Here is a 20,610-nt window from a genome sequence, read left to right on the forward strand (position 1 = left end):
ACCATAACTTGAATTGAAAAAGATATTACTGCTTTCTGCTATTTTAATGGCCAATTGCTGCTTGGCCCAAACCAACTTTTCACCCAGAACTTTCGTTAAGGAATGTAAGAGATATAAAGGAACGCCCTACAAATTTGGAGGTAATGATAAACGTGGTATAGATTGTTCAGGAGTAATTCACAATGCTTTTACCGCTTTAGACGTTTCTTTCCCTAGGGTATCCTATCAGCAGGCAGAAGTTTTTAGAACCATAAAGCTTAATAGAGCTAGAAAAGGAGATTTGCTCTACTTCAAAACCGCAGGAAGTAGAATAAATCATACCGGCGTGGTGATTAAGAAAAGGGGTAAAAAGAAGTTGATGTTTTTACATGCATCCACTTCTGGTGGGGTGAGAATAGATAATTTGCGTTCCAAATATTGGGAACCTAAATTTGTTAAGATCACCCGACCCATTGAATATTCGAAATAGGTACCATCAGATGTGAGATGTTTATCAAACTTTAACCAATGATTAAAAGAGTAAAAATAGGCCTAGTCCTCACTTTATTGTCTTATGGTGCATTTGCACAGTCGCAGTATTTTGGTCAGAATAAGCCACGCTACAAGAAAATAGATTTTAGAGTTCTTCAAAGTCCACATTACGAGCTTTACCATTATTTTGATGATAAAGAGCAGGCGAATCAATTGATGATAAACTCTGAGCATTGGTATAAACTGCATCAAGAGGTTTTCAAACTGGCTTTTATTGAGCCTAATCCCTTGATAATATACAAGAATCATCCTGATTTCCAGGAAACAACTGCCATTGGCGGACAAATAGGCGAGGGGACTGGTGGTGTTACAGAGGGTTTGAGAAACCGGGTTGTCATGCCCATGATGTATACCAAAAGACAAACGGATCATGTTTTAGGACATGAGTTGGTTCATGCTTTTCAGTATAAGACCATGACCTATGGCTCTGATTCCACCTCATTGTCCAGCATCGGAAATTTACCTTTATTTATGGTAGAAGGTCTGGCAGAGTATATGTCTATTGGTAGAGACGACTCCCATACCGCTATGTGGATGAGGGATGCCGTAGAAAGTGGCGACATTCCGACTATTGAAGAATTAGTTACCAAACAGTATAAGTATTTCCCTTATAGATGGGGTCAGGCATTTTGGGCGTATGTAACAGCCACTTACGGAGATGATATCATCAGACCATTGTTTAAAGAAACAGCTATCTATGGTATTGAGACCGCTTTTAAAAGAACGCTCAGTATGGACTTAGACAGGTTCTCTGCCAAGTTTAAGCAGTCTTTAATCGATGCTTACAAACCCCTTAGAGAAGGAACAGAGATAGCACCTAGGGGAACCGTTTTAGCCTCAGAAAAAACGGGAGGTGAAATGAACGTTTCTCCTACCATAAGCCCTGACGGCAAGTATATTGCTTATATTTCTTCTAAAAATGTACTTTCCCTAGACATTTTTATAGTGGATGCTGAAACGGGCAAAACCATTAAGAAAATCTCTTCGAACTCTTTTGCTGGTCATGTAGATTCTTACAGTTTTATAGAAACAGCCGGAACATGGTCACCAGATAGTAAAAACTTGGCTATCGTAGTTCAATCCAAAGGGCAAAATAAACTGAGTATTATAAATGCTGCTAACGGGAGCAAAAAGACCTATGGCATTAAAGGGGTAGACGCCTTTTCTAATCCAGCGTGGTCTCCAGACGGAAATACCATCGTGGTTTCTGGTCTAGTAGAAGGTAATTCAGATTTATATTCATTTAATCTGAAATCTAAAGAAGTGGTAAATCTGACCAATGACGAGTTTTCAGATATTCAACCCAGCTGGTCGGCAGATGGAAGATACGTTTATTTCGTTTCTGACAGAAATGATGGATATATAAGATTAGAGAAAGCCAACCTAAGCATTAATAGAATTGAAATGTCCACAAGAAAAGTGGAAAATTTCGACATTTTTAAAGGAGCAGATAATTTCAATCCAGTTTCTGACCCCACCGGCGAAAACATTGTTTTCTTATCCGACAGAGATGGTTTTAGGAACTTATATAAGTACAATATTGCCTCTAGAAATCTGACTAAGCTTACTAATTTCTATACGGGCGTTAGTGGTATCACCATGTTTTCGCCTGCTTTAAGCATGGCCTCCGAAAATGGCGATATTGCCTATTCTTACTTCTTAGATGGCTCTTACAGCATTTTAAAAGCCAAACCTAGCGATTTGCTCAATGAACCAGTTGAAAATACGGTTAACAAACTGGCGGGAAAGTTGGCACCTTTAGATTGGAAAGATGGGAGAGACTTGGTTCAAACGAATCTGAACAAACAGGGTTTGGTTTCGAGGACAAGAACAAGTACGCTTCTTGAGAAATCCTACAAGCCATATTTCAAGCTCGATTATTTGGCCAATTCTGGTCTTGGGGTTTCTACATCAAGATTTGGTACGGGAGTTGGAGGCGGAATTACCGCCCTTTTCAGTGATATGCTAAACAATAACCAACTTTCTGCCACCGTAGCTCTCAATGGAGAAATACAAGACTTTGGAGGGCAGTTTTTCTATTTGAACCAGAAAAATCCTTTACAATTTGGAGCTTCTGTATCACACATTCCTTATCAGTTTTTGATAGGATATGAAACTGAGATTTTGGATACGTTAGGACAAAGTGGAAACATAGATTACTATAACGCCATATTAAATAGGCAAATAGCCCGAATATTCATTGATGATTTTTCTGTTTTCGCTTTTAGACCTTTAAGTAAAACAAAAAGGTTAGAAATAGGGGGCTCAGTGGCATTCTATTCTGCCAGTGTTAAAGAATATCCAGAATATGCCAGGATAGGTTTAAGCCCAACAGGTTATTTAGCTGATTATTACTCTTTAGGGTCCGATAGACCGGTAAAACTAAATAGGTCAGAATATCCCGACAATTTTCAGTTTGAGCCATTTAATTTAAATAGTGTATACGCTGCTTTTGTAGGAGATAATGCCACTTTCGGGACAGTTGCTCCACTTAATGGACATAGATATAGATTTCAGGTTGGGCAGTATTTTGGTTCTACCAGTTACACAGATGTACTCATTGACGCTAGAAAATATCAGTTCCTGAAACCAGTAACATTAGCGGCGAAGTTTCAATATAACGGAAGATTGAACCCCAATAATCTCGATTTACTAAATCAAATAAATCCACTGTATCTGGGCTATCCATGGTACATGCATGGGTTTTATGGTAAAGCCTTTTCAAAACAGCAGGCAGACGGCCAAATTACCCAACAAGCACTTTCTGGGGAGCAACTGGCCGTCGCTAACTTTGAAATTAGACTACCATTTACAGGACCTGAGCAAATTGCCTTAATCCCGTTCAATTTTGTTCCTAGCGATTTAAACTTCTTTATGGATGCTGGAATGGTTTGGTCCAAAGAAAAGAAAATAGGAGAGGTCAGCACATTCCCAACCATAGGAAACTCCGTCATAGATTTTAAGAACGACTTAATCGTAACCACGGGACTTAGTTTAAGAATTAACGTCTTGGGTTATCTCATTCTTGAACCTTATTTTGCTTTACCATTTTATAATGGCGGAAAAAAACCTGTCGTTACTGGAGTAAACTTTATGATTCCTGGATGGTAATTTTAAAAGTTCTATTATATTTGCGACCGTAATAGAGAAACTACTCTTTTAAAGATTTAGAAAGTGTCGTTTTAAAAGGGAATTAGCTCTCCCGATAGTTATCGGGAGGCAGGCGTTTGACACATATTTGGGGAATTAGCTCTCCCGATAGTTATCGGGAGGCAGGCGTTTGACACATATTTGGGGAATTAGCTCTCCCGATAGTTATCGGGAGGCAGGCGTTTGACACATATTTGGGGAATTAGCTCTCCCGATAGTTATCGGGAGGCAGGCGTTTGACACATATTTGGGGAATTAGCTCAGTTGGCTAGAGCGTTTGACTGGCAGTCAAAAGGTCGCAGGTTCGATTCCTGTATTCTCCACACCTATCACCTATGACCTGGTCAGCGTGATTTTTTTTTATTCTCACCATGGTTAATTCGTGGTGAGTTTTTTTTTAATATAGCCTATTGTTTCGTTATAACTATAATGATAGTAAATCAGGAATAGTAACTTCACCGACATCCCTATGAAAAGAAACAAAGACGGTTCGCTAATTTTTACTTCGAATAGTAAATTTAAACTGCTTCAGCACGACCTGAGTTCTCCATCTCGGGTAGACACGTTTTTTGTGCCTTATGAAATAGTAACACTTTATACCGACAAAGGCACCGAAATAGAAGCTTTAAAGTATGTGGAGAGCAATGCCCTTTATTTAGAAATGGATTCAAAAAAGGGTGGTGATTTGGTCTACAAGAATTTTGTCGACTATGAGTTTGACGAAATACCGCAAAACAGGCATTTCTCTTTTAACTGTCACGGTAAAACCTTTTGTGATTCAGAATTTTGGCTAGATAAACCAGAGATGGTGGAACAGATAGTAAATGAGGAGTATAAATATTCCGAATTCAATCCAGAAAATAACAACTGTGATGCCTTACTGCTCTATTTAGATAATTCACTGGTGCACTCCGTGAGCATTAATAATAAGAACGAAGTTTCAGGTAAAAACGGAACGCTAGATACGTGTTTTGAAACCTCGGTAACGGAATTTTTACGTTTTACAGCTTATGAATACGACAAGATTTTGATTTTAGAGAAAACATACAAACCTACTTTTGAAAGCAAGTATGCCATTTTGACGCCCAATTGAGAAATGTCAGATTAAAAAAGGCAGGTCCCATTTTAGATGAGACCTGCTTTTTTAACCTATCTATAGGCCTGTAATTGCTCAATTAAAGCATTGTTCTCTTTTCCTTTCCCTACGGTTATTCTTAAACAGTCATCGCAGAGTACCACATTTGTTCTGTCTCTAACAATTATCTTTTTCTCAATCAGATAGTTAAAGATAGATTTTGCATCCTTAAATTTAACGAGCAATTGGTTTGAATCTGATGGATAAATATGTCTTACAGACTCCAACTCTATCAATTTCTTGTAGAGTTTAAATCGCTCTTCTAGTATTTTCTCTACAAACTTATCTTTTTTGCTTTCGTTATCTAAAACCTCTAAAATAAGTTTTTGAGATACTAAGTTTAAGTTATAAGGATATTTAATCTTATTTAAAATCTTAATAAGATCTTCGTGAGCAAAAGCCATTCCTACCCTTAATCCAGCCATGCCCCAGGCTTTTGAGAAAGTTTGGAGTACGACCAGATTCTCAAACTCACCTAGGCGTCCAATAAAAGATGGCTGCGTAGAGAAATCGATATAGGCCTCATCTATGATCACCAGACATTTTGGATAAGCTCTTAAAAGGCTTTCAATAGCACTGACATTAATAAGATTGCCCGTTGGATTATTAGGCGAACAAACCCATATGGCTTTGGTTTTATCATCTACTTTGGAAGCAATATCCTCCAAATCTAACTGAAAGTCTGGCGTTAAATTACTTTTTCGAGCCTCTACTTGCTGAATATCTGCACATACTTGGTACATACCATAGGTAGGCGGTAGCAGCAAAATATTATCTTCTTTCGGCTCGCAAACAGTTTTAATAATAAGGTCTATGGCCTCATCGGAGCCATTTCCTAGAAATATTTGCTCAGGTCTGGCTCCTTTAAGCCTACCCAATTTTACTTTAATTTCCCTTTGATAAGGATCTGGATACCTATTTAGGTTTTTACCAGCCACCGAACCATATGGATTTTCATTGGCATCAAGAAAAATACCTTCCTTTCCTGTATACTCATCTCGTGCAGAACTGTACGGTTTAAGCTCTAAAAGGTGCTTTCTTACCAAAAGATTTATTATCGACATATTAAATGATTATGCTCATAACTCGAGCGTGACAAACATCATGTGCAAACATACAAAGCCCTGTGAATTCTTTTTCTAATTTTGTGCTGCAAAAATACTGACAATGATGGATAGAAAAGAAATAGAGGACTTTTTTAAAGATTTACAGGACGAAATATGTCAATCTTTAGAAAAAACGGATGGAAAAGCGAAGTTTCAAGAAGACATTTGGAGCCATAAAACGGGTGGGGGAGGAAGAACTCGCTTAATTCAGAACGGTCATATTTTAGAAAAAGGGGGCGTTAACTTTTCGGCCGTTGAAGGACCACTGGGGGAGGATATGAAAAAGGCCTTAAAAATAGAAGATGACGCCGACTTCTTTGCAACTGGCGTTTCCATCGTACAGCATCCTAACAGCCCTATGGTTCCCATCATTCACATGAATGTAAGGTACTTTGAACTTTCTAACGGAACATACTGGTTTGGTGGGGGGATAGACCTGACACCACATTATTTAGATGCCGACCAAGCCAAATGGTTTCACGAGCAGCTAAAAACAGTTTGTGATAAGCACGACCTAAACTTTTACGCAGACTTTAAAAATAGAGCCGACGACTACTTCTATTTATCTCATAGAGAAGAAACCAGAGGCGTTGGAGGTATTTTCTTTGACCATCTCAACGAAAAAAGTCTAGCGATGAGTAAAGAGCAGATATTCAAATTTGTAAAGGATGTGGGACGCATTTTTGCTCCTATATACACACATCTCATGGCCATGAACGCCGAAAAGACCTTTACCCAGAAAAACAAAGACTGGCAATACTTACGTCGTGGTAGGTATGTAGAGTTTAATCTTGTGTGGGACAGAGGCACCAAATTTGGTTTAGTGACCGGAGGCAGAACAGAATCCATATTAATGAGCCTTCCACCGCAAGCCAATTGGGAGTATTGCCATGAAGTAGAAAGTGGATCTCATGAAGAGTTAACACTGAACGCCTTAAAAAAAGGTATCAACTGGGTATAAGCAACTCAATTAAAGTTTAAAGCAGACAAATCCCAGCTTTGGCTGGGTGCTAAATAAAGAAAGCCCTTTTCTATTGATAAAGGGCTTTCTATGTTATTATGAAATAACTGCCCAGTGCCTAAGCCTTGAGGTAAAAGACTGTCTTTGGTCGCGGTATATTGAGCTATGGCGTTTAAGCCTACATTGGACTCTAAAGCAGATGTAATCCACCAACCAATGTTTTTCTTTTCACAAAGCCCCATCCATTCATCAGTATTTCTAAATCCTCCTAATAAGGTCGGTTTAAAAATCAGAAACTGAGGCTTTATCAAGTTTAATAACTCATTTCTAGAATTTCCATTTATGCCAATAAGTTCTTCGTCTAAGGCTATTGGAACAGGCGTAGAACCACATAAGGCAGCCATTTTTTCCCATTGATTGGCTTTTATAGGTTGTTCTATGGAATGGATATCGAGTTTCGACAGGACTTTTAAAACTTCATGTGCTTCACTTTCTTCAAAACCGCCGTTGGCATCCACCCTTAAGGTCAACTCGTCTTTGGGGAAGTTGGAACGGATACTTTGAAGGAGTTTATACTCCGTATCAAAGTCAATGGCACCAATCTTCATTTTTAGGGTTCTAAAGCCTGCTTTAAGCTTTGACACTATCTGCTGACTCATAAAAGCCTCATCACCCATCCAAATAAGCCCATTTATTTCTAAGTCGCTTTTACCCTGACTGAAAGCATTGTCAAAAAGTAAGCGTTTACCACCGTTTCTTAAATCATAAAGGGCCATTTCAAAAGCAAACCTTATAGAAGGCCAGCGATGAAATAACTCCGAATGAATGGCTTCTATAAGCTCTTTTTCTGTAAGGCTTTCGCCATTAAACTTATCTATAAAGATTTTAAGATAATCCTCAAACTGCGGTTTATAATCTACCGAGAGACCCTGCAAAGGTGCTGCTTCGCCTAAACCAAATATTTCTGGATTGCTTTCATCAAACAATTTTATAAAGTAAGTATCCTTGGTCTTAAGAATACCACGAGAAGTACCGGCGTCAAATTTAAAATTTAACGTATGTTTGCAATAGCTGGCTTTGAGTGTCATATTTTATCAAAAATCGAAATTACATAATTGAAAAGGTTTTTTAAGACTTTCTTGTTCCCATTTGCCATTCTTTATGATGTCATCACCAGAATCAGAAATTTTCTTTTCGATCAAGGATTATTCAAAACTTATGTGCCTCCAGTTTTCAGTTTAGGAGTTGGAAACCTAAGCGTTGGCGGCACAGGGAAAACGCCTTTCATTTCTTTTTTAATTGAGGCCTTTGAGGGACAAAAAATAGCGGTGCTTAGTCGCGGTTATGGAAGAAACACCAAAGGCTACCTCGCCATAAATAAAGAGGCCACTCCAGATACCGTGGGAGACGAAATGTACATGCTCTTTCAAAAGCATCAAAGTGCGGCCAGGTTCTTTGTTTGTGAAAACAGAAAAACGGGCGTAGAAAACTTACTCGCCGCCTATCCAGATACAAAAATTATTCTTTTTGATGACGTCTTCCAACACAGGCATGTAAGTCCACAATTACTCATATTATTAACCACCTACGCCGCCCCATTTTTTAAAGATTACCTCCTGCCTTTTGGTAGATTAAGAGAGGCTAGAAAAGGAGCAAGACGAGCAGATCTGGTGGTGGTGACCAAATCGCAACGGGCTGATACTGAAACAAAAAAAGGCTTTGAGCAGAAAATCGTCCAATTTATTCCAGAACATACCCCTGTATATTTTAATTATCAAGCATTTGACGCTCCGTCTAACATTTTCGACAAAAAGCTAAAAAGCGGTGAAAATGTGAAGGTTATATCAGGAATCGCCGACAATGAATCTTTCGCTTTTGAACTGAGTAAACAGTATCAGCTAGCAGAAAAACACTTCTATGCTGATCATCATCATTATCAAAAAGGGGAAATACTGGCTATTCTTCATGCCGAACCGTCTATGCCTATTGTCACTACAGAAAAGGATTTCGTCAAAATCAAATTCCTCTTATCGGTGGAACAATTAGCATTATTTTATGTTTTGAAACTTACTTCAAAGTTTTCTGAAAAAGAATCTGAGTTTTTAAGAAAAATTATGACAGATTTTAAAAGCTTTCAAGACAGAAAGGGTTCTTTAAATAATGGCTAAATTTGCCTCGAAATCAATAATACTTAATGAATAGCAGTCGCATTCTTTTGTTTCTTGGGCTTTTAATTCCTGCTTTAGGACATTCACAAATTTTGGATGATAGTACCAAACAGGTTTACGGACCAACGAGCACCGGTTATTTGTTTGAAAGAAACTTTCTTGCAGACGATACCACTCTTATTCATCCAGATACCTTAATAGATGGATTTAGGTTCATGACCATCAATAAGGCCAATGGCTTTTTATGGCAGGACCTTGGAAACGAAGGCACCGCAGCAAGATCCATGTTATTCGTATCGCCTACCAATGCCTTCACAGAAACGGGTTTAAAAGCTTTTAGTGATTTTTATGCCCCAAAGGTCTCGGAAATAAAATATTATAATACCAGATCTCCATACACCGATATGGCGTACCTTCAAAGCTCTAACGGGCTTATGAATGTAGGCTTTACACATACTCAAAATATTAAACCAAACTGGAACCTCGCCTTAAGCTCTCATAGAATAGCGTCTTCCAAGCAGTATTCTGCCAGCACCAGTGAAGATAGGCTGATAGACCACTGGGATGTTACCTTTAGTACCAATTATACCTCAGAAAATAAAAAGTATACCTTTCTAGGTGCCTTTATTCATTTTAACCACAAACAAAAAGAGCAAGGTGGTATTCAGCCCCGTGACGGCGTAGATTTTATTGACAAGTCTAACTTGGACAGAAATTATAATACCAGTTATCAGCAGCTTTTAAGTGGTGTGGAGTCTCGTGAAAGATGGAATAACTATCATGTTTATCACCAGTACAAGCTTTCTAAGGAAATTCAGGTCTTTCACACCTTTGACTTAGAAAGGCAGAAATACTTTCATTCAGATACGCTGATTAGTCAAAATTATGAAGCGGGTCTTTATCCAGACACCGTTTTAGCAGAAAAGAGCAGAACCTACTACCTGTTCAATAATATTCAAAACAGGTTTGGCTTTAAGGGCTTTTACAAAGGTTTTAAATACAATGTAGGCATTACAAACAGAATTTATAGTTATGCCGCCCTGCATAATGGGGATAAGGCGGAGCCTCAAACCGAGTTTTTGGTGGGCGGAAACGCAGGATACTGGTTTGCAGACAGTAGCAATTATCTAAATACAGATTTCTATTTGGGTTTTGGTGATAAACCTAATATTTACTTACACTCAAAACTTAGATTCAAAGGATTTGACTTGGGTTTTAAATTTATCACAAAACCCGCATACCTATTTTATCAGAACTTTAGCAGCCCTATGCTGTCTTGGGAAAACAGCGATTTTAAAAACGTAACACATACAGAGGCTTCAGGGAAATACCTTTTCAAAGGCGAGAAAGCATGGTTTGAACCCAGTGCCAAGATAAATCTGGTGAGTAATCATTTGTACTTTGACCAAAATTTAAGCCCTAAACAGCTGTCTTCTGAGGCTTTCATATATAGCTTAAGTCTGGCGGCAGGTATTCAGTTAAACAACTTCAAGGTATCCAACAAAATTATTCTTTCTCAAGCAGATAATAAGGATGTGTTCAGAATTCCAAGTGTCATCAATAACACCAATCTGGAATTTCATCTTTTTTACGCCAATGTACTACATGTGTATCTAGGGTCTGATATATATTATCGTTCTGCTTATAAAGGAGATGCTTATTCGCCGACTTTAAGAGGCTTTTATCTGCAAGATACGCAGCCAGTTTGGGGCGTGCCCGTGGCAGATATCTATACCAATTTCGTAGTAAAAAGAGTTAAGTTGGCCTTTAGCTTTAATTTCATTAACCAGGGGCTGCCTAATAATGGCTTTTATACCAGTCCAGATTATTTGGCCATGGCCAGAACCTTCTTTATAAAAGTAGATTGGCCGCTGTTCGACTAAATTTCTTCTAACAGAGATTGAAAGTAAAGATATTGACCAGCATACTTAGCATCTAGCAAGCTTAGAAATTTGATTTTATGCTGCTCTTCTATACCGTTATGGATATCCATATCCTTAAGGAATATTTGAACGGAAATATTCTGTCCTCCAGTCTCTATCTCTGAAATAAGTTTGAATGCTTTCACATCATTAACACCCTCTATCTCTAATAAGAAAGGGATAACATCTTGTTTTAAGCTACGCTCAAACAAAAGAGCATGTGAATACTCTACGCTAAAAGTAAAACTTGATAAAATCAATGATATTATTTGATTGGAGCTGGCTTAAGAATAATATGCTCCGCAGTGAAATACGCACCAAAAAGAATACAAGTGTATAAAATGTCACCAAACAGCATGTTTCTGAAGAAAGGAATTCCAGCGGTATAAGAAGCCAAAATACCCGTCATATTATGCGTGTATCCTTGAAAATCGTTTGCGGCACTAGCCACAGGATAGAAAAAAGCGAAATTGGTTAGTAAAAAGAATGCAACGGCACCAGCTACAGAACTAAATACAATCTTTAGTAAGGATATCTTCTTTAAAAGAGCAAACCCTATTAAAGCAATGCATAAATAACCAGAATAAACTAACCAAGTACCAGAATGAAAGCCGTATCCTGTATTCAGGTGAATAAGGGCATCACTAGAAACAATCGCTATCAAAGGAACAATTATCTTCCATTTACCCTCAAAGGCAAATACAGAAAATAGTATTACAGCCGTTATAGGAGTAAAATTCATTGGATGAGACACCAATCTTGATAGGGCTGCAAACACCACCAAACAAATAGCAGTTATAATAAGTTGTTTATTTTTCATCATTATTCACGTTTGCACAAAAATAGTACTTGTATTATGAGAAATCAAGTATTCAAGCTAGAGGCATTTAATTATATTTGTAATCAAACTCATTGAGAGAAGCTTTGTCGAAACAATTCTATGCTCTTTTTATTCTCCTAACTTCTTTTGAGCAACTTAAAGCTCAGAACTTTTTAGGCATTGGTTCTAGCAATTATGCTGGAACGCATGGCGTGATGTTAAATCCCGCCAATGCCGTAGATTCCAGATATCAGGTCTATATCAACCTGGCAGCCGCGGGTACAGAAATACATAATAACTATGCCAGATGGAACGCTCCCTATTCCTTATTTAGGTTAAGTAGCGGAACGGTGAATGCCAAATACCGCTCTGATATTTCTGGTAAACCCATCTGGCGACCAGACTATTATAAATTCACCAAAGCCAATAGTGCCAAAGCTTATATCAATACCGAGATACGCGGGCCTGCTATTCAGTTTAGTTCGCCAAAACACGGTGTAGGTATAGCCGCTGGCGTACGGTTTAGACTCCTAAATTCCTTTGGAAATACTTCGACGAACATTGCCACAGCCATTTTAACAGGAACTAAAAATCCAGTCTTGCACAACCAGACGTTCCGTAATGAGACCTTTCAAATGAACGTAGGGGCTTTTAATGAGTTCTTTGTGAGTCTTGGTAAAGTCATAAGACAGGATAATGAGAATTTTCTTAAAGTAGGAGCTACCCTTAAAAGGGTCACCAGTAACCTAAGCTTAAATCTGGTGGGCGAAGGCGTGGATTATTTGATTGAGCCTGCTCCACCGAGTAATAAATATCAAAATATTACGGTAGATAAAACCAAGGGGACATTTTTCCATGCCTCGCAAAATGCCGTTCCGTCTTTTTCTTGGATGCTGAACGAAATGACCTCGCTCAATGGAGTAGGAGCTGGTTTTGCGGGTGATATTGGTTTTGTTTTTGAAAAAAGACCGAATTATTCCAGACAAAGATATAAGTACAAGCGGGCTTACATTCCAGACCCAAACATCAATAAATACAGTTATAAAATAGGGGTAGCACTTCAGGACATCGGTTTTGTAAAATATGCCGACCCACAACTGGTGCAGGTAGGGCAGGTAGACAGCCAAAATGACTTTATTCCGCCGGCTACTTTTTATCAACTAACTTCTACAGACGAGTTTATCCAAGACTTAGAAGAAGTGTACTCACTAGACCCATCTACCTACTTGAATTCTTACCGGATTTTTATGCCCGCTACTCTGGTTATTCATGGCGACTATCTAGTGAGAGAAGGATTTTATGTCAGTGCTGTTTTACGGCAGTTTCTTCTGGGTAAAAGCAAGCTAGGCCCTGTGGGGTTTTCTGGCTTAAGTATCATTCCTCGTTTTGAAAAGAAAAACCTCGAAGTCAGTTTTCCTGTATCCTTAGATAACGACTACCAAAACTTCAATTTTGGAGCTTCACTGAGAGCAGGACCCTTGTTCTTTGGTTTTGATAATGTGACAGGTGTCTTGGGTTTAGGAAAACCTCGAGGCCTTTCTGTACATGCTGGATTAAGCCTATTTTTAGGTCATAAACGTCCTAAAAACAAACTTATGGACTGCCCTGTTCTTCAAGAAAGTAGTTTTAGTTTGAAAGATTGGCTGAAAAGACGGAAGTAAAAAGAGCTGGAAAACACTATTAATGTATGGGTCCTGGTTTGGAGCCCCAGCGGCATCACATTTATATTAAATCTCACTTGGCTCGGCTTTTAACTTAGCAGGAATGTTCATCAGCCTTAATTTGACAAAAAGAACATTCTTTCAAACCAGAGGTTTGAAAGCCTTAAACTACGCCGCTAGCATTCGAGAGCTCTGATTCATTTGAAATGTACTTTATCAAATGGGCATAAAAAAGCCCGTATTTCTTGAATATCAAGAACATACGGGATTTTGTGACGATGAGGAGAGTCGAACTCCTATGGGCTAAGCCCACCAGCCCCTCAAGCTGGCGTGTCTACCAATTCCACCACATCGCCGAAGAGGCTGCAAATCTAAAAAATCATTTAATAAGTTTTCTATCAATTCTTATCAATTATCCAAAAATCACTCTTTTTGCCGAATTGTATTTTCCCGTTGATCAATAATCTCAACCAAATATCCTTTTCTCCTATCACATTTACTCTACTGCCTTCTGCCAGGTTGGAGCTCACGTCTGCACCCGCAGATGGAGCCTCCCGCAAGTAAATGTTTTGGTGTTTCACGATACCATGTCTAAAGTAGCCGTCTAAGTTTAGAATGGCAAAGCTCCCAAAGACCAAAAAGACGAAGCTCAATTTATGTCTTAAAGCGGTTTCTTCTCCTTTAAATCTTTTCAGCAGCAATACATAAAAACTGTAACTCACTATCAATATAAAGGCCATGCTGATCCATAAATAGTATCTTTCATAAATGAGTAAGATAAAATTAAGATCGCTTCTTCCATAACCATTAAAAGAGTTTTCTTCCGCCATTTTATTTATTTTAGAAAAAGTATTTTCCGACGGGTTCAGGTGAAAATATTCGCTTAAATAATAGATGGCCCTTGGAAAATCTCCTTTTTGCTCGTTAATGAATGCCAGTTTTAAGAAACAATTGCTCCTGTTTATGGAATGTTTGGCCAATAACTCTTCATAAAGGATAGCAGCCTCATCGTAGTTTTTATTCTTAAATAATGAATCTGCTTTCTTTGTAAATTGCCCTTGTCCTTTACTGTCAGCCACTTGTATTATGAGTATAAAAAAAAGTATGAAATATTTCACAGACGGACTTGGATGTTTAAACAGAACGTTATACTTTTGCATCGCATTTGAGGGAAACGGTATGAGATTCTGCAAATGTAAAGAGAAAAAATTGATTCCGTAGCTCAGTTGGTAGAGCAATACACTTTTAATGTATGGGTCCTGGGTTCGAGCCCCAGCGGGATCACAAAAGCCACCATTTCGGTGGCTTTTTTTGTTATATAGCACTTTAAGTTATGGCAAGAAAGAAAACAAGAAAAGTCATTAACGAAATTGAAGTTCTCGATTTCGCAGCGGAAGGAAAATGTCTTACCAAACACGATGGTGAGGTCATATTTATAACCACGCCCAATGTAGCCCCTGGAGACATTGTTAAACTTCAGGTTAACAGAAAAAGAAAGTCATTTTCGGAAGCCATCGTGCTGGAGAGAATCAAAGACTCTCCTGGACGTATTGAACCGTTTTGCTCTCACTTTGGAGTTTGTGGCGGCTGCAAATGGCAACATATCCCTTATGAGGCTCAGCTTGCCCAAAAGGAAAAACAGGTTAAAGATCAGCTGGTTAGGCTCGGTAAAATTGACGTCTCTAACTTCAAACCGATCTTAGCTTCAGAAAAAACCCGTTTTTATAGAAATAAATTAGAATTTACGTTTTCCAATACCAGGTGGTTAACGGCTAATGAAATAAGTTCTAGCAACGATTTAGGCAATAGAGACGCCCTTGGCTTCCATATCCCTAAGCGTTTCGACAAGGTTTTACCAATAGATACTTGTTATCTACAAGATGACCCTTCTAACGACATCAGACGCTTTTTTGACGAATACGCCAGAAACAGCGATGAGGCCTTCTATGATCATGTCAAGCATGAGGGCTTTTTCAGAACTTTGATGATAAGAACATCATCTACCGGAGAAACCATGGTGGTAATGCAGTTTGCCAAAGACGATGTCAGTTTAATAGAAGCCTGCTTAGCAGCTCTGGTAGAGAAATTCCCAAATTTAACTTCTGTCAACTATTTCATCAACCAGAAAAGAAACGACAGTTACCAAGACTTGGACGCTGTATTTTTCTACGGAAAGCCATACATAGAAGAAGAGATGGAGGGCTTGAGGTTTAGAATAGGCGTGAAATCTTTTTATCAGACCAATTCAGAGCAAGCCTACGAGCTTTATAAAGCCACAAGGACTTTTGCCGATATAGGCCCAGAAGACGTGGTTTATGATCTTTATACCGGAACGGGCACGATAGCCAACTTCGTAGCCAAAAACGCTAAGAAAGTGGTAGGTGTGGAGTATGTAGAAGATGCCATCAAAGATGCCGAAGTTAATTCTCGTGAAAATGGCATAGGAAATACAGTTTTCTATGCAGGAAACATGAAAGACGTTCTTAATGAGGCCTTTATTAAAAAAGAGGGATTGCCTAGCGTTGTCATCACAGATCCACCAAGAGCAGGAATGGATAAAGAGGTGGTGGAAACTTTATTACGTATAGCAGCAGACAGAATCGTTTATGTGAGTTGCAATGCAGCTACACAGGCCAGAGACGTACAGCTTTTATCAGAAAAGTACGATGTAGCCGTGGTTCAGCCTGTAGATATGTTTCCGCATACCCATCACGTGGAGAATATCATCAAGCTTACTTTAAGAAAATAGATTTTTGGTGTGAACTTGCTTTATGCATTAGGCAATCTCTCGATTTTATCGGGACCGTAGTAGCTATATTGCTTCCTATCGGCAAGCTCAATGTAGGCGTAAACCCAATTAAACTATTTATAATAATTCCCCAACGCATAACCTAGGTATAAGAAATCTCTTAGTTGCTCCCAGCTAAAATTCGTTGGTCTTGATTTTAAAGCAAAATCAAGACTAACGATTACTTAAAGTATTGGTGCATAAAGGTTCAACTATATCCTCTAAGTTGAACTCAGCTAATTCCAGAAAACGGACAGATAAAATAGTGTTAATCCACAGTGGATAAGTTCCATCTTTTGCCTGAAATCTAAGGTATATACGTAGTTTACCCACAAATGAGGTATCCACATAGGTGTTTTTAAGTAAATCGTTCTAAATGAAGGCCTTAATTTTAGAAAGGTACGTCATCATCTGGCCCAACTTTTTTCAATGGATCGTCTTTTGAAAGCTCATTAGCCTTACTTAACATGGTTGGAGGAGACCAGCTATCAAAATGACTGGTGTCTCCAGCACCTCCAGGAAGCGTTATTTTCCCATAATCGGTAAGATTTCCTCCTAAAGTGTTTACATCGGTGAATTTGGTATATGCACCATGAAACTGTAGCATGATAGATTTCAAAGTACCCGCACGGTTTTTAGCTACTATTAATTCACCTAACCCTTCTGTAGAGTTACCATTCTCGTCTTCGGTAATCTTATAATATTCAGGTCTATAAAGAAACATAACCATATCTGCATCTTGCTCGATAGATCCAGACTCTCTCAAATCTGACAGCTGTGGTTTCTTATCGCCACCTCTGGTTTCTACCGCTCTTGATAACTGTGACAAAGCAATTACAGGTACATCCAGTTCTTTAGAAAGATTCTTTAAGGACCTGGAAATGGTGGCAATCTCCTGCTCTCGGTTCGTATTTACGCCAGAGCCATCATCACCACTCATCAGCTGCAAATAATCAATAATGACCATTTGAATGTCGTGCTGGGCTTTTAAACGTCTACATTTTGCCCTTAATTCCAATACAGATAGGGCAGGAGTATCGTCAATAAAAATAGGAGCCGCAGATAGTTTATCTAATCGGGTATGCAGCTGCTGCCACTCGTGTGGCTCTAAAATTCCTTTTCTTAATTTCTTACTTTCAATCTCCACTTCTGCAGAAATCATCCTAAGCATCAGTTGGGTGGCAGACATCTCTAAAGAAAACATGGCTACGGCTGCACCATGGTCTACGGCGGCATTTCGCATAGAAGAAACCACAAAAGCCGTCTTTCCCATACCCGGTCTAGCCGCAATAATGGTCAATTCCGTTTTCTGCCATCCACCAGTTAAGTCATCCAGATCTTTAAACCCACTAGGAACGCCCGTAATTCCGTCCCCATTATTCAATTTTTTATGCTCCAACTCATCTATCGTGGCTCGCATAATTTCAGCAGAACTTTGGTAGTTCTTTTTTATGCTTTGCTCTGAAATTTCGAAGAAATATTGCTCTGTTCTATCCAAAACAGAGAAGATGTCATTAGACTCTTCAAAAGCATCCTTCATAAGCTTTTCAGACGCATCTATCATCTCTCTCTTAATGCTCAGCTGAGACATTATTAAAGCGTGATACTCAATATTTGATGCGGAATTGACCTTACCCATAAGCTGAGCCAAGTATTTAGTTCCGCCTACCTCACGTATATTATTTTGGTTTCTCAAATACCTCGTAATGGTCATTAAATCAATGAGTTCTGATGCTTCGTACATGCTCATCATAGCTCCATAAATAAGCTTATGAGATTCCGAATAAAACGACCTAGGCTTAATCAGGTCTTTGATTCTTGCTAGAGCATCTTTGTCTATCAATATAGCCCCAAGAACGGCAGCTTCCATTTCCGTAGAATATGGCAATATTTTACCATTTTCCATCCTAGTGGAAGAAGTATTCGGTCTAACAAGTGTCTGGTTTAGGTTCATTCAGAATTATAAAACTTTCATCATATTTTTAGGTTGCAATATGCAATGCTACCATTCAAAATTGATATAAAAAAACGCGATACAAAGCTCTTCTTTTTTACTGCCTTTTAAAAGTAATATCTGAACTATTTGTCAATCAAATGTGAATTGTTTTGATACTTTTTGTGAACTAATTCGGTGTAGTTGTGAATAATTTTCTTGATTTTTGATGAACATAAAAATATACCGCGTTTGACTGAGAAAATAATAAAGCTAGAGGGCGTATCTCTATTAGATTTTTTGGGGGTTCAAAATAAAAACATCAAGGAAGTGGCTAAGTTCTTCCCAACTTGTAAGTTAGTTTCTCGTGGTAATGAGATACATCTAAGAGGGCCGGCAGAAGAAGTCCTTAGATTGAGTGATTTTTTAGAAAATCTTTTAGAGCATCATCATAAATTTGGAAAGCTTACGCCGGAGTTGGTCAAGAATTTCCTTGAAAATGAGCAGGAAATCAAAGAAAGCCTTTCTCTTCCAGATGATGTACTCGTTCATGGCAACAGGGGTTTGGTGGTAAAAGCCAAAACCATGAACCAAAAAAAACTAGTAGAAGCCAGTTTTACACATGATATCGTTTTTGCAGTTGGTCCGGCCGGAACGGGTAAAACCTACACAGCCGTGGCTTTGGCAGTAAAAGCCATGAAAGAAAAACTGGTAAAGAAAATCATTATCACTAGACCGGCGGTAGAAGCAGGAGAGAACCTTGGTTTCCTTCCAGGAGATCTAAAGGAGAAAATCGATCCTTATTTAATGCCTATTTATGATGCTTTGAATGATATGATACATTCAGAGAAATTGAAAGACTACCAAGAGAGAAATGCCATAGAAATAGCTCCATTGGCATATATGCGAGGTAGGACGTTAAATAATGCATTTATCATCTTGGATGAGGCTCAAAACACCACACCCATGCAGTTGAAAATGTTTCTTACCAGAATGGGACCTAATTCTAAAATTGTCATAACAGGAGACATTACCCAGATAGATCTACCTGCAAGACAAAAATCTGGTTTAGAAGATGCCATTCAGAAACTCAGTAAAATAAAAGGAATTAAGTTTATAGAATTGGATGCCCGCGACGTTGTACGCCATCCTTTAGTGGTAGATATCCTAAAAGCTTATGATGAGGCTAGTAAATAGTATTTTGTTTTGTTTAATTTTCTTCCCTGCCCTTTCACAGCGATGTGCGGTTGGCGTATTGGCCAGTCCAGAATTAAAGCAAAGGCATGATGACTTTCAAAAAGTTTTAGAGAACTATCAGAAGGAAGGTGGGGCAAAATTCAAAGTTCACGATGAAATCATCAAGATACCTGTAGTAGTACACGTTATCCATAATCAATTAGATGGAGAAATAGGAGCCTCTGGAAGCACCAACATATCTGACCAGCAGATCTTCAGCCAAATAAAAGTGCTGAATGAAGACTTTAGAAGGGCTGCCGGAACCATGGGTTTTAATACCTTTGAGGTAGGAGCAGATATGGAAATCGAATTCTTTTTAGCTCAGGAAGATGAGTTTGGAAACCCCAGCTCTGGAATCACCAGAACTTACCAGAACAGACCATCTTATAGTGTCTTTAGAGACTTAGACTTTATTTCAAGTTTAGCTTATTGGGATTCCAACAAATACCTCAATATATGGGTAGTGGATTTGGCTGGCGTTTATCTTGGGTACGGTGAGTTTCCAGGAGGGGCTATAGACGGTTTAGAATTAACAGATCCACCTGCTAGAACAGATGGTATATATGTGGACTATAAAGTTTTTGGAAAAAGAATAGGAACCGCCGATTCAGGAATCTATTCCTATGGCAGAACACTCACACATGAGTTGGGGCATTGGTTAGGCTTGATTCATACTTGGGGAGACGAAAGATGCGGAGATGATTACTGTGCTGACACACCTCAAGCCGAAAAAGAAAATGACTCGGAGACCTGTAGGGATATCTATTCGAGATGTTCGGGCATAAGCTCTAGAAATATGATAGAGAATTATATGGACTACACGCCAGACTCCTGCATGAATGTGTTTACCAAAGACCAAAAGGCCAGAGTAAGGGCGGTTTTAGAGCTCAGTCCAAGAAGAAGGAGGTTAATTTTAAATAGTCAATTTCTCCTGCCCAATAATGACGTGGTAGCTCTTAATGTATTGAGCAACCCAGGAACCAGAGAAGATATGGCTTTTCAAATTCTTCTACCAGATTTCCAAGATTTCACTTTAAGCTTTTACGATTTTTTTGGAAGGCAGGTAGTGACAAAGACATTTAAAGATTATCCCAGTACCGTAGTGCGGGCTTCTGATCTTAACTTACCCAAGGGGACGCTCATTCTGAAAATGACGTCTACCAATACAGAGATTATAAAACGAATAATGGTGTTTTAGA

The 20,610-nt window shown here is 38.7% G+C and carries 16 protein-coding genes and 3 tRNA genes; 12 read left to right on the forward strand and 7 right to left on the reverse strand.

Going from position 1 to position 20,610, the window contains the following annotated elements; genetic code table 11:
- Positions 1–13: 13 nt before the first annotated feature.
- From ACSBFT_RS06170 to ACSBFT_RS06185, 4 genes are all read left to right on the forward strand, one after another.
- Complete coding sequence (locus ACSBFT_RS06170; RefSeq protein WP_463045564.1) at positions 14–469, forward strand: C40 family peptidase; 456 nt, start codon at positions 14–16, stop codon at positions 467–469.
- Between the two features lie 38 nt (positions 470–507).
- On the forward strand, positions 508–3,642 hold the full coding sequence (locus tag ACSBFT_RS06175) for a BamA/TamA family outer membrane protein (RefSeq protein WP_489603941.1): 3,135 nt from the start codon (positions 508–510) through the stop codon (positions 3,640–3,642).
- Between the two features lie 288 nt (positions 3,643–3,930).
- Positions 3,931–4,004: transfer RNA gene (locus tag ACSBFT_RS06180), tRNA-Ala, on the forward strand.
- A gap of 146 nt (positions 4,005–4,150) precedes the next feature.
- Positions 4,151–4,774 carry a hypothetical protein gene (locus ACSBFT_RS06185; RefSeq protein WP_463046522.1) on the forward strand — a complete coding sequence of 208 codons (624 nt, stop codon included), beginning with the start codon at positions 4,151–4,153 and terminating at the stop codon, positions 4,772–4,774.
- A 56-nt stretch (positions 4,775–4,830) separates the two neighbouring features.
- On the opposite strand, the gene hisC is transcribed toward ACSBFT_RS06185, so the two are convergent.
- On the reverse strand, positions 4,831–5,880 hold the full coding sequence (gene hisC, locus ACSBFT_RS06190) for a histidinol-phosphate transaminase (protein ID WP_463046523.1): 1,050 nt from the start codon (positions 5,878–5,880) through the stop codon (positions 4,831–4,833).
- A gap of 103 nt (positions 5,881–5,983) precedes the next feature.
- Here hisC and hemF point away from each other — a divergent pair, with 103 nt between their 5' ends.
- Positions 5,984–6,883: an oxygen-dependent coproporphyrinogen oxidase gene (gene hemF / locus ACSBFT_RS06195; protein WP_489603942.1), complete on the forward strand. Its 900-nt coding sequence runs from the start codon at positions 5,984–5,986 to the stop codon at positions 6,881–6,883.
- 5 nt (positions 6,884–6,888) lie between these two features.
- Here hemF and ACSBFT_RS06200 read toward each other — a convergent pair whose 3' ends face one another.
- On the reverse strand, positions 6,889–7,971 hold the full coding sequence (locus ACSBFT_RS06200) for an o-succinylbenzoate synthase (RefSeq protein WP_489603943.1): 1,083 nt from the start codon (positions 7,969–7,971) through the stop codon (positions 6,889–6,891).
- 27 nt (positions 7,972–7,998) lie between these two features.
- On the opposite strand from ACSBFT_RS06200, the gene lpxK reads away from it, so the two are divergent.
- Complete coding sequence (lpxK, locus tag ACSBFT_RS06205) at positions 7,999–9,051, forward strand: tetraacyldisaccharide 4'-kinase (RefSeq protein WP_489603944.1); 1,053 nt, start codon at positions 7,999–8,001, stop codon at positions 9,049–9,051.
- A 26-nt stretch (positions 9,052–9,077) separates the two neighbouring features.
- Positions 9,078–10,934: a putative porin gene (locus tag ACSBFT_RS06210; protein WP_489603945.1), complete on the forward strand. Its 1,857-nt coding sequence runs from the start codon at positions 9,078–9,080 to the stop codon at positions 10,932–10,934.
- Here the strand turns inward: ACSBFT_RS06210 and ACSBFT_RS06215 are convergent.
- A complete protein-coding gene (locus tag ACSBFT_RS06215; protein ID WP_489603946.1) occupies positions 10,931–11,233 on the reverse strand; it encodes a DUF4286 family protein in 303 nt (100 codons plus the stop codon). The genes ACSBFT_RS06210 and ACSBFT_RS06215 overlap by 4 nt on opposite strands.
- A 5-nt stretch (positions 11,234–11,238) precedes the next feature.
- On the reverse strand, positions 11,239–11,796 hold the full coding sequence (locus ACSBFT_RS06220) for a DUF6580 family putative transport protein (protein WP_463046529.1): 558 nt from the start codon (positions 11,794–11,796) through the stop codon (positions 11,239–11,241).
- A gap of 101 nt (positions 11,797–11,897) precedes the next feature.
- Between ACSBFT_RS06220 and ACSBFT_RS06225 the strand changes: the two genes are divergently transcribed.
- Complete coding sequence (locus tag ACSBFT_RS06225) at positions 11,898–13,454, forward strand: hypothetical protein (RefSeq protein WP_489603947.1); 1,557 nt, start codon at positions 11,898–11,900, stop codon at positions 13,452–13,454.
- A 273-nt stretch (positions 13,455–13,727) separates the two neighbouring features.
- On the opposite strand, the gene ACSBFT_RS06230 is transcribed toward ACSBFT_RS06225, so the two are convergent.
- Both ACSBFT_RS06230 and ACSBFT_RS06235 read right to left on the reverse strand, forming a co-directional pair.
- Positions 13,728–13,810: transfer RNA gene (locus ACSBFT_RS06230), tRNA-Leu, on the reverse strand.
- A gap of 42 nt (positions 13,811–13,852) precedes the next feature.
- On the reverse strand, positions 13,853–14,533 hold the full coding sequence (locus tag ACSBFT_RS06235) for a hypothetical protein (protein ID WP_489603948.1): 681 nt from the start codon (positions 14,531–14,533) through the stop codon (positions 13,853–13,855).
- Positions 14,534–14,665: 132 nt separating this feature from the next.
- Between ACSBFT_RS06235 and ACSBFT_RS06240 the strand changes: the two genes are divergently transcribed.
- Positions 14,666–14,738, forward strand: a tRNA-Lys gene (locus tag ACSBFT_RS06240).
- A 49-nt stretch (positions 14,739–14,787) separates the two neighbouring features.
- Entirely contained in the window at positions 14,788–16,203 is a 1,416-nt protein-coding gene (gene rlmD / locus ACSBFT_RS06245) for a 23S rRNA (uracil(1939)-C(5))-methyltransferase RlmD (protein WP_489603949.1), read from the forward strand.
- A 430-nt stretch (positions 16,204–16,633) separates the two neighbouring features.
- On the opposite strand, the gene dnaB is transcribed toward rlmD, so the two are convergent.
- Positions 16,634–18,196 carry a replicative DNA helicase gene (gene dnaB, locus ACSBFT_RS06250; RefSeq protein ID WP_489603950.1) on the reverse strand — a complete coding sequence of 521 codons (1,563 nt, stop codon included), beginning with the start codon at positions 18,194–18,196 and terminating at the stop codon, positions 16,634–16,636.
- 231 nt (positions 18,197–18,427) lie between these two features.
- On the opposite strand from dnaB, the gene ACSBFT_RS06255 reads away from it, so the two are divergent.
- Both ACSBFT_RS06255 and ACSBFT_RS06260 read left to right on the forward strand, forming a co-directional pair.
- Complete coding sequence (locus ACSBFT_RS06255) at positions 18,428–19,372, forward strand: PhoH family protein (RefSeq protein ID WP_489603951.1); 945 nt, start codon at positions 18,428–18,430, stop codon at positions 19,370–19,372.
- On the forward strand, positions 19,353–20,609 hold the full coding sequence (locus tag ACSBFT_RS06260; RefSeq protein ID WP_489603952.1) for a M43 family zinc metalloprotease: 1,257 nt from the start codon (positions 19,353–19,355) through the stop codon (positions 20,607–20,609). The genes ACSBFT_RS06255 and ACSBFT_RS06260 overlap by 20 nt, the downstream gene beginning before the upstream one ends.
- The last annotated feature ends 1 nt before the right edge of the window (position 20,610 follow it).

It is taken from the genome of Arcticibacterium sp. SM2516, assembly GCF_057914865.1.